Origin of the sequence: Streptomyces sp. NPDC050759, from assembly GCF_044456945.1 — a bacterium.
Taxonomy (GTDB): Bacteria; Actinomycetota; Actinomycetes; order Streptomycetales; family Streptomycetaceae; genus Streptomyces.
The window spans coordinates 440597-448174 of record NZ_JBITGI010000008.1; the positions used below are offsets into that span (position 1 = coordinate 440597).

The window sequence follows — 7578 nt, forward strand, 5'->3', positions numbered from 1 at the left end:
ACCCAGACATGAGCCGCATGTTCCAGCCTGACCCCGAACTCACCCACCGCCTCACCAGACGAGGCATGCTCGGCGTGGCCGCGGGCGCCACCGCGGCCGCCCTGCTCGGCGCTGCAGCGACCCCGGCGACCGCCGCCACCGAGACGGCCGACAAGACATCCGGCCGCGGCCGTCCCGTCCTGCCCCCCGGCCGCCTCGGCATCCAGCTCTACAGCCTCCGCGACAAGGTCTCCACGCTCGGCTTCGCCCCCGTCTTCGCCGAACTGGAGAAGTACGGCTACGACGAGGTCGAGTTCGCCGGCTACACCCAGGGCTCCGCCGGACCCATCACCCTCGCGCAGCTCAAGCGGCTGGCACACGACCACGGCCTGAACCCGATCGGCAGCCACGTCGGCTACTACTCCGACGATCCGAACGCCTACACGTTCGCCCAGAACCTCACCAAGGTCCTCGACGACGCCCAGGCCCTCGGCCTCAAGCACATCGGCACCGCCTCGGGACCGTTCCGCTACGGCTCGACCGTCGACGCGTGGAAGCGCGCCGCCGAGGAGTTCAACACCTACGGAGCCGCGGCGAAGGCACGCGGCATGAAGTTCTACCAGCACAACCACTCGGAGGAGTTCTCCTTCGCCACCGACAACCCCAAGGTCCGTCTCTACGACGTGCTGCTCAGGGAGACCGACCCCGACCTGGTGTTCCTGGAGATGGACATCTTCTGGGCGTACTCGGGACAGTTCCGCTTCTCCCAGCGGCCCGACGGCACCCCCGCCCCCTTCGAACCCCTGAACTACGTCCTCAGGCAGCCCCACCGTTACCCGCTCTTCCACGTCAAGGACGGGGTGAGCGACCCGGCCAACACCTACGGCTACCGCATGACCGACGTCGGCGACGGAGACATCGACTACCAGAAGTTCATCTCCGCCGTGACCCGGCTGAAGGGCGAGCGCCTCGCCCACCACTGGCAGGCCGAGCACGACCAGCCCGCCGAGTCCTTCACGTTCGCCCGCCGCTCCAGCGCGTACCTGCACTCGCTGCGGGAGAAGTGCTGACGGCACACGAGTGAGGCGGGACCCCGCCGGCGCAGGGGGCGCTCCCCGCCGGTCGGGGTCCCGCCGTTCGTGCAGCGGGGAGGACCGTCAGCCCTGGGCGGCCGCGACGGCCTGCAGGGTGATGCGGTCCTCTCCCGCGTACACGTTCATGGAGTGGCCCGGCCGGAGACCAGCAGGATCACGCGGGGCAGGAGGAGGTTCGCGTTCTGCAGGGCGGCGGCGTGCGGGCCCCCGGTCCGTTCGAAGACCCGTTGAGCTGCGCGGAGCCGGTCGGGGAGGCTCGCGAGCAGGTCGGGATCGACACGGACCGGGGGAGTGCCGCGGACGGGCCAGCGGGTTGTCGTACGCACCGCGTCGAGGCTCTCGTCCCATGTCCGGCCTCAGTTCCGTATCGCCACGACGGGCATCTTCTCGATCCGAATCGCGGCAGCCTCGAACTCCACAGCCCCCGGGATCGGACAACTGGCCCTGTCGGGACGCTGGTCGGCGGCCAACCCGCCCGGTGAGCGGCCGGTCACGAACGCCACACCGGGCCGCAGCGCCGGATCCACCCACACCGGTGCCGTCGTCGAATCCCGCCGGGTGGCGACCCGCACCTGCTCGCCGACGACCACGCCGTAGCGCTCGGCGTCCTCCGGACTCAGCTCGACGCACTCGGCACGCCGCAACGAAGACGCCGAACCACCCTGCGGCAGGCGGGCGTTGGACGAGTCCGGACGGCGGCCCTTGGTGAGCCTGACCGGATACTCCTCGTCCGTCAGGTCCACGGGAGGGGTGTGCCGGACCAGGTGGAAAGGTGCACGCCGCTCTCTGTCGGTGGGACCGCGGCCGGTGAGAAGTGACAGGTTGATCAGCGCGCGGTCCTCCTCGTGCTCGGTGCCGTCGGACGCCCGGAACGGCTCGCCCCACGGCTCGGTGCCGTCGAACGCCCGCAACGGCTCGCCCCGCGCGCAGGCCTGCGCCAACTCCCGTATGACAGCGGCCGGTACGCCCGTCACCTTCACCGCGAGCGACACCGTCCACGGCTCGACGAGTCGTCTGTACTCCTCGAAGCCCTGGGTCGCACGATCGATGAACTCCCGGTCGGCCAGGCCCGCCCGGATGATCTCCCGGCCGATCGCATGGACCATCGGGACCTCGGATCCGGCGTTCGGCCGGATCCGAGGTCCCGACCCGATGGCGTGGGTGCCCAGTCCCGTCATGCGGCGGACCGGATCGCGAGGAGGTCGGAGAGCGCGTGGACGGTGCGGAGCGTGGGCACGTCCACGCCGGTGATCTCCGCCAGCTCGATGACCGCGGTGAGGAGGACGTCGAGTTCCAGGGGCTTGCCGCGCTCCAGGTCCTGGAGCGTGGAGGTGCGATGGTCGCCGACCCGTTCGGCGCCGGCGAGGCGGCGTTCGATGGAGACACCGACGGTGCAGCCGAGGGCCTCGGCGACCGCGAGAGTCTCGGCCATCATGGTCTCGATGACCTTGCGGGTACCGCCGTGCAGGCACATCTGGCGCATGGTGGCACGGGCCAGCGCGCTGATCGGGTTGAAGGAGATGTTGCCCAGCAGCTTGAGCCAGATGTCGTCCCGGAGGTTCGGCTCGACCGGGCACTTGAGCCCGCCGGCCTGCATGGCCTCGCTGAAGGTCTGGCACCGGGGTGAGAGGCTGCGGTCGGGCTCCCCGATGGAGAACCGGGTGCCTTCCAAGTGCCGTACCACACCTGGCCCTTCGAGCTCGGTCGCCGCGTAGACGACACACCCGATGGCCCGGGAGGGCGCGAGCACCGCACTGACCGCACCGCCCGGGTCGACACTTTCGATGCGGTGGCCGTCATGAGGGCCGCCGTGCCGGTGGAAGTACCACCAGGGGATGCCGTTCTGGGCCGCGATGACCGCGGTGGTGTCGGTGAGAAGGGGCTCGATCAGCGGCCCGCACGCCGCGTACGAGTTGGCCTTCAGACCGAGGAAGACGTAGTCGACCGGGCCGATCTCGGCCGGGTCGTCGGTGGCATGGGCGTGAGCGGTGAAGTCACCGCGACCACTGAGGACTTGGACACCGCGTTGCCGCATGGCCGCCAGATGCGGACCGCGGGCGATGAGGTGGACGTCGGCGCCGGCGCGGTGGAGTGCCGCGCCGACGTAGGCACCGATGGCTCCGGCGCCGAGGATGGCGACTTTCATGGGTGGAAGCTCCGTTCGGTGAGGGTGACCGAGGAACTGCCGACTTTGTCGACTGGATATTGTCTACAGGATGGAGCGAGTGCTCAGCAAGGGTCGTGACGTCACCAAGCCCGTTGAGCTGCTGCTACGCCTGTGTGCCGCCTGGGCGCACGGCGGTTGTGCGCCGTAGACTGTAGGCGAAAACCAATTCATACTTGGCTCTCAGCTGCAGCGACGACGCTGTACGGGAGGGACCGCGATGTTGCCGACGACAGGACTGCCGTACGGGACGGTGCCCAGGCTGGAGCGTCCTGGTCCGCTGCGTGATCGTGTGTATGGGGCGTTGTTGGAGTTGATCACGACGCGTGCTTTGCAGCCGGGTCAGCATTTGGTGGAGAGTGAGTTGGCGGGGCATCTGGGGGTGTCGCGGCAGCCGGTGCGTGAGGCTTTGCAGCGGTTGAACACCGAGGGGTGGGTGGATCTGCGGCCTGCTCAGGGTGCGTTCGTGCATGAGCCGACGGATGAGGAGGCTGATCAGCTTCTTACGGTGCGGACGTTGTTGGAGGCGGAGGCGGCGCGGTTGGCGGCGGCGAACGCGGGCAGTGCCGGTATCGCGGTGCTGGAGGAGCTGTGTGCGCAGGGGGAGAGCGCGGTGGCCGCGGACGATGTGGATGCCGCGGTGGCCTTGAACGCGCGTTTCCATGCGACGGTCATGGAGTTGGCGGGCAATGCGGTCCTGTCGGAGCTGGCGGGGCAGGTGGATCGCCGGGTGCGCTGGTACTACACGCCGATCGCCCGGCAGCGTGGCCGCCAGTCCTGGATCGAACACCGTGAACTGATCGCGGCGATCGCCGACCGCGACGAGCAGCGCGCCACCACGGTCATGCGGCAACACACCGAACACACGCGGAAGATGTACCACGACCGCGAGAAGTAGCCCCCCGAGCGTGTCCGCGGCCGCGAGAGACCATCCCGCCGCCGCGGGCCCACCGCCCCCGGCTCCGGCTGCGCGTAGAGGCCGATAGGGCGGGGCGGCGCGCTGAGCCATGCGTCGAGGCGGATGGAGCGGGGCGGCGGGTTTCGTGGTTGCGGGCACTGCCTCGCGTCCGGACCGTTGTACCTCTGGGCCGCTGATGGGCCGCTGATGGGCCGCTGATGGGTCGCTGGTGGGCCGTAAGCACCGAACCGTCGGATCAGGCGGCCCTTCCCCGGCGAGCGCCGAGGCGGAGGGCCGCCTGATCCGTCCGAACTGGCCTGCTCAGACCGCGGCTTGTGGCCGCGGTGCCGGGGTGCCGCTCCGGGGCCGTCCCGGCTGCCGTAGCAGCAGGGTGATCGCCGCCGCGACCATCGAGGTGGCGCCGGCCAGGGCGTACGCCCCGTCGTAGCCCCAGGCCGCGACGACCATGGAGCCGAGGCCGCCGCCGAACAGGCCGCTGATCAGCTTGCCGCTGTACACCAGCCCGTAGTTGGAGGCGTTGAAGTTCTCCCCGAAGTAGTCGGGCGTCAGCGCCGCGAACAGCGGGTAGAACGCGCCGCCGCCGAACCCGGAGAGGAACGCGAAGACCAGGAACAGCGACTCGCTCCTGATGTCGCCCGCCCAGATCACTCCGAACTGGGCGAGACCCAGCACGACGATCACGAACACCAGCGTGGACTTACGGCCCCACTTGTCGGACAGCCAGCCCACCACCCCGCGCCCGACGCCGTTGATGACCGCCATGACACCCATCGAGGAGGCCGCCACCAGCGGGCCGAAACCCACCTCCTTGGCATAGTCGACCTGGAAGGAGATCCCGAAGATCGACACCCCCGCGGTCATCACGAGGGCCACCCACATGAGGGGAAGCATGCCGGTCCTGACGGCCTCCTTCGGCGTGTACTGCCGTACCGCCGGCGGGTTCTTGGCGAGAACGCCGCCCCCCTTCTCGCTGCCCCCGTGGGTGAGCGGGTCGATGTCCGCGGGCCACCAGTTCTTCGGCGGGTCCTTGAAGAAGAACGCGCACCCGACGACCACGATCAGGATGTAGCAGCCGATGAGGTCCAGCACGCGGTGGTAGTTCGCGGTGTCGAAGCCGTAGTTGAAGATGAAGATGAAGGGCAGTGATCCGTACGCGAAACCGCCGTTGACGAACCCGGTCTTCGCTCCCCGGCGTTCGGGGAACCATTTGCCGACCATGTTGATGCAGGTCGCGTAGACCAGTCCGGCGCCGATACCTCCGATGACGCCGAATCCCAGGATCGCCAGCAGCACGTTGTCGAGGTGCGACAGGGCGAGGAACCCGACCAGACACATGCCCGAGCCGGTGTACATGGCCTTGCGGGCGGTCAGGATGCCTTTCTCCCGCAGCCAGCCCGCCGGGAACGCGATGCCGGCCTGGAAGAAGACCCAGACACTGAGGATCCAGAAGGTGTTGCTCTGCGTCCAGCCGTGGGCGTGGGACAGGGTGTCCTCGGCCGAGCCGTACGCGTACTCGAAGACGCTGATGGCCATCATGGTGATCCAGGGCAGATACACCATGAGTTTGCGCGAGTGGCCGAGGATGTCACGGTCGGTCTCGCCGATGCGGTAGACGCGGCCGTTGGCGTCGGTCACTTCTCGGTAGGGACGTTGTGCGGCGGTGGAGTGTGCGGTCTTGTCGGTCTCGCTGCGTGCTGCGTACGGATCTGCCGTCATGTCAGGCCATTTCCTCGCCGAGCGGTTGCGGGTTGGGTACGGTCCGACGGCTGGTCTGGGGCCTGCCGGGCGCCTTCAGGAACAGCGCGAGGACGGCGGACGCCAGGCCGATCGAGCCGGCCAGGACGAACGCGCCCTGGTAGTCCCAGGCGCCGACCACGATCGAGCCGACACCGGAGCCCACGAGCCCCGAGATGAGCTTCGAGCTGTAGACCATGCCGTAGTTGGAGGCGTTGTTGTTCTCACCGAAGTAGTCGGCCGTCATCGCGGCGAACAGCGGGAAGATCGCGCCGCCGCCGAAGCCGGAGACCATGGAGCAGAAGAGGAAGAACGGCATGCTGCCCATCTGGCCGGAGACCAGCACCCCGAACTGCGCGGTGCCCAGCACCAGACACACGATGATCAGCGTGTTACGACGGCCGAACTTGTCGGAGATCCAGCCGATCACACCCCGCCCGGTGCCGTTGACGATCGCCTTCAGCGACATCGCCGTGGCCACGATCCCGCCCGCGAAGCCCATGTCCTTGCCGAACGGCACCTGGAAGGCGATGCCGAAGATGTTGATCCCGGCCGTGCACAGCAGGCAGAACCACATCATCCACAGGACGGGCGTCCGCGCCGCTTCCTTCGGGGTGTACTGCTTGACGGCCGGCGGGTTCTTCTCCAGCGCCCGCCGGATCTTCGGGTCGTCGGTCTGCCTGAGCGGGTCGACGTGCGGCGGCCACCAGTTCTTCGGCGGGTCCTTGAAGAACCAGCCCGCGAACGCCACCACCGAGCAGCACACGAGGCCCACCGTCACCAGAACGCCCCGGTAGTTGCTCAGGTCCATGTACGAGGTGAACAGGAAGACGAAGGGCACCGAGCCATAGGCGAAACCGCCGTTGACCATGCCGGTCTTGCCGCCCTTGCGCTCCGGGAACCACTTGCCGACCATGTTCACGCAGGTCGCGTAGACAAGACCGGCGCCGATACCGCTGCACACACCGAAGCCGAGGTAGGCCACGATCACGTTCGGCGCGAACGCGAGCGAGATGTAGCCGAGGACGGTGCCCAGCGCGCCGAGCATCATCGCGTAGCGCGCCGGGAGCTTTCCGCTCTCCCGCAACTGCCCGGCCGGGAAGGCCACGGCCGCCTGGAAGAACACCCAGACGCCCATCAGCCAGAAGATGTGCCCACTGCTCCACAGATGCGCCTCGTGCAGTGTGTCCTCGGCCGACGTGAACGCGTACTCCGAGGAACTGATGCCCAGCATGCCCATCCACGGGAAAAGCACCATGGTCCATCGTGGCCGTCCCATGATGTGCCGATCGGTCTCACCGATCCGGTACACGCGACCGTTGCGGTCCGTCACCTCCCTGAAGGCGGCGGACGACGAGTAATCGACGGTTGTCATAGTCTTCAAGCACTCCTTGCGTCGAAAGATCTGGCCAGCGCCCCCTGTCCAAATGCCTTTCGTGCGCGCACGGATCCCCGGGGTCCACCGACGCGCACCGCCGCCGGACCCCGTGCTCGTTCACGTCATGGACCACCGCCCAAGGGCTCCGGGATGTGGCTCCGGTTCACCACGTCAGATCACCCCGCCCGACCCGAGCAGACGCAACTCCTCGTCACCGAGTCCGAGTTCGCCGATGTAGATCTCTTCGTTGTGCTGGCCGAGGAGGGGTGGGGTGGTGATGGTGGTGGGGGAGTCGGAGAGTTTGAGGGGG

At 68.3% G+C, this 7578-nt stretch carries 6 protein-coding genes and 2 pseudogenes; 2 read left to right on the plus strand and 6 right to left on the minus strand.

The window, feature by feature from the left end; translation table 11 throughout:
- Positions 1-8: 8 nt before the first annotated feature.
- Positions 9-1049 (plus strand): sugar phosphate isomerase/epimerase family protein, encoded by a 1041-nt coding sequence (locus ACIBJB_RS25415; protein WP_398933407.1) that lies wholly within the window; start codon positions 9-11, stop codon positions 1047-1049.
- Between the two features lie 152 nt (positions 1050-1201).
- Here ACIBJB_RS25415 and ACIBJB_RS25420 read toward each other — a convergent pair.
- The 3 genes and pseudogenes from ACIBJB_RS25420 to ACIBJB_RS25430 form a co-directional block, all read right to left on the minus strand.
- Positions 1202-1411: pseudogene (locus ACIBJB_RS25420) on the minus strand (sulfurtransferase FdhD); the annotation flags it as partial.
- A gap of 18 nt (positions 1412-1429) precedes the next feature.
- Complete coding sequence (locus tag ACIBJB_RS25425) at positions 1430-2251, minus strand: molybdopterin dinucleotide binding domain-containing protein (RefSeq protein WP_398933408.1); 822 nt, start codon at positions 2249-2251, stop codon at positions 1430-1432.
- Positions 2248-3219, minus strand: coding sequence for a 2-dehydropantoate 2-reductase (locus ACIBJB_RS25430; RefSeq protein ID WP_398933409.1), 972 nt, complete (start codon positions 3217-3219; stop codon positions 2248-2250). The genes ACIBJB_RS25425 and ACIBJB_RS25430 overlap by 4 nt, the downstream gene beginning before the upstream one ends.
- A gap of 241 nt (positions 3220-3460) precedes the next feature.
- On the opposite strand from ACIBJB_RS25430, the gene ACIBJB_RS25435 reads away from it, so the two are divergent.
- Positions 3461-4135 carry a GntR family transcriptional regulator gene (locus ACIBJB_RS25435; RefSeq protein WP_398933427.1) on the plus strand — a complete coding sequence of 225 codons (675 nt, stop codon included), beginning with the start codon at positions 3461-3463 and terminating at the stop codon, positions 4133-4135.
- Between the two features lie 321 nt (positions 4136-4456).
- Here the strand turns inward: ACIBJB_RS25435 and ACIBJB_RS25440 are convergent, their stop codons facing one another.
- The 3 genes and pseudogenes from ACIBJB_RS25440 to ACIBJB_RS25450 form a co-directional block, all read right to left on the minus strand.
- Positions 4457-5872 carry an OFA family MFS transporter gene (locus tag ACIBJB_RS25440; protein WP_398933410.1) on the minus strand — a complete coding sequence of 472 codons (1416 nt, stop codon included), beginning with the start codon at positions 5870-5872 and terminating at the stop codon, positions 4457-4459.
- 1 nt (position 5873) lies between these two features.
- Entirely contained in the window at positions 5874-7265 is a 1392-nt protein-coding gene (locus tag ACIBJB_RS25445) for an OFA family MFS transporter (protein WP_398933412.1), read from the minus strand.
- Positions 7266-7439: 174 nt separating this feature from the next.
- A pseudogene (locus ACIBJB_RS25450) lies at positions 7440-7578 on the minus strand (formyl-CoA transferase); the annotation flags it as partial.

Excerpts from the sequence above, each read along its gene's own strand:
- ACIBJB_RS25440 (WP_398933410.1), bottom strand. The coding sequence starts at position 5,872 with ATGACGGCAGATCCGTACGCAGCACGCAGCGAGACCGACAAGACCGCA.
- ACIBJB_RS25445 (WP_398933412.1), bottom strand. The coding sequence starts at position 7,265 with ATGACAACCGTCGATTACTCGTCGTCCGCCGCCTTCAGGGAGGTGACG.
- ACIBJB_RS25425 (WP_398933408.1), bottom strand. The coding sequence starts at position 2,251 with ATGACGGGACTGGGCACCCACGCCATCGGGTCGGGACCTCGGATCCGG.
- ACIBJB_RS25415 (WP_398933407.1), top strand. The coding sequence starts at position 9 with ATGAGCCGCATGTTCCAGCCTGACCCCGAACTCACCCACCGCCTCACC.
- ACIBJB_RS25430 (WP_398933409.1), bottom strand. The coding sequence starts at position 3,219 with ATGAAAGTCGCCATCCTCGGCGCCGGAGCCATCGGTGCCTACGTCGGC.